Raw genomic sequence first — 1,640 nt, 5'->3', positions numbered from 1 at the left:
CCCACGGCACGTCCGGGTCGGCGTCGGCCGGGTCCAGCCGGCCGCCGGGGAAGACGTACTGGCCGGCGGCGAACGCCATCGTGGACTGGCGGCGCAGGAGGTACGCCTCCAGCCCCTCGGCCCCGTCGCGGACGACCACGATGCTCGCCGCGTCCCTGGGCGTCACCGGGTCGACGGGGTCGACCACGGACCGCAGCGTGTCGGGGACACGCACGCGGACCACTAGGCCACCTCGACCACGATCTCGACCTCGACCGGCGCGTCCAGCGGCAGCACGGCCACGCCGACGGCGCTGCGGGCGTGGACGCCGGCGTCGCCGAAGGCCAGGCCCAGCAGCTCGCTGGCGCCGTTGGCGACCTGCGGCTGGCCGGTGAACGACGGGTCGCTGGCCACGAAGACGACGGCCTTGACGACCTGCTTCACGCGGTCGAGGTCGCCGACCTGCGCCTTGACCGCCGCGATCGCGTTCAGCGCGCACTGGCGGGCGCACGCCGTGGCGGTGTCGGCGTCGACGCCGGCCCCCCCACCTTGCCGGTCGCCAGGAGCTCGCCGGAGGCCAGCGGCAGCTGCCCGGACGTGTGCACGTACGGGCCGGTGGTCAGCGCCGGGACGTACGCGGCGACGGGCTTGGCGACGTCGGGGACCTCGAGCCCCGCGGCGGCCAGGCGCTCCTCGACGGCGGACATCAGGCGACCGGGCGCTTGAAGTAGGCGACGAGGTTCTCGGGGTTCATCCCCGGGACGATCTGCACGAGCTCCCAGCCGTCACGACCGAAGTTGTCGAGGATCTGCTTGGTCGCGTGCACGAGGACCGGTGCGGTCAGGTACTCCCACTGTGTCATGGCCCGACTGTATCGGGCGTCACGCGAGCCGCCGCTCGGTCGGCATGCGCCTCGCGGCCGCGTCAGTAGGGTGGCGCCGTGGGCGCGACGACGCAGCTGCACGTGGTGACGGGCAAGGGCGGGACCGGCAAGACGACGGTGGCCGCCGCGCTGGCGATCGCCCTCGCCGACGAGGGCCGACGGGTGCTGCTGTGCGAGGTCGAGGGTCGCCAGGGCATCGCCCAGCTCTTCGACGTCCCGCCGCTCCCCTACGAGGAGCGGCGCATCGCGTCCGGCCTCGGCGGCGGACAGGTGCACGCGCTGGCCATCGACCCCGAGGCCGCGCTGCTGGAGTACCTGGACATGTACTACCACCTCGGCCGCGCCGGGAAGCTGCTCGACCGCTTCGGCGTCGTCGACTTCGCCACCACCATCGCGCCGGGCGTGCGCGACGTGCTGCTCACGGGCAAGGCCTACGAGGCGGCCCGGCGCAAGGAGCGCGGTCGCTTCGTCTACGACGCCGTCGTCATGGACGCTCCGCCCACCGGCCGCATCACCCGGTTCCTCAACGTCAACGCCGAGGTCGCCGGGCTGGCCAAGGTCGGCCCCGTGCGCAAGCAGGCCGACGCGATCATGGACATGCTCCACGGACCCAGCAGCCACGTGCACCTGGTCACCGTGCTCGAGGAGATGCCGGTGCAGGAGACGCTGGACGGCGTCGCCGAGCTGCGCGGCGCCGGCCTGCCGGTCGGCCACGTCCTGGTCAACCTCGTGCGCCCCGCGCTGGTCTCCGGCCCGTCGCGCGAGCTGCTCTGTCCGG

General features: G+C 73.8%; 2 protein-coding genes and 2 pseudogenes. 1 reads left to right on the top strand and 3 read right to left on the bottom strand.

Translation table 11 applies throughout. The features are described 5' to 3' along the window. From AC2W7G_RS15735 to sp36, 3 genes and pseudogenes are all read right to left on the bottom strand, one after another. A pseudogene (locus AC2W7G_RS15735) lies at nt 1-187 on the bottom strand (NUDIX hydrolase); the annotation flags it as partial. A 35-nt stretch (nt 188-222) separates the two neighbouring features. After that, nucleotides 223-686: pseudogene (locus tag AC2W7G_RS15730) on the bottom strand (RidA family protein). Beyond that, a complete protein-coding gene (gene sp36 / locus AC2W7G_RS15725) occupies nt 686-841 on the bottom strand; it encodes a Sp36 family protein (RefSeq protein WP_019144424.1) in 156 nt (51 codons plus the stop codon). Before sp36 ends, AC2W7G_RS15730 begins: the two are co-directional and overlap by 1 nt. Nucleotides 842-919: 78 nt before the next feature. On the opposite strand from sp36, the gene bagA reads away from it, so the two are divergent. Beyond that, nucleotides 920-1,640, top strand: a 721-nt coding sequence (gene bagA / locus AC2W7G_RS15720; protein ID WP_485869265.1) for an ATPase BagA, incomplete at its 3' end; no start/stop codon positions are given.

The organism is Aeromicrobium sp. PFPM2_SD2 (assembly GCF_057364525.1).
This window is presented reverse-complemented; position numbering and strand designations above follow the sequence as displayed.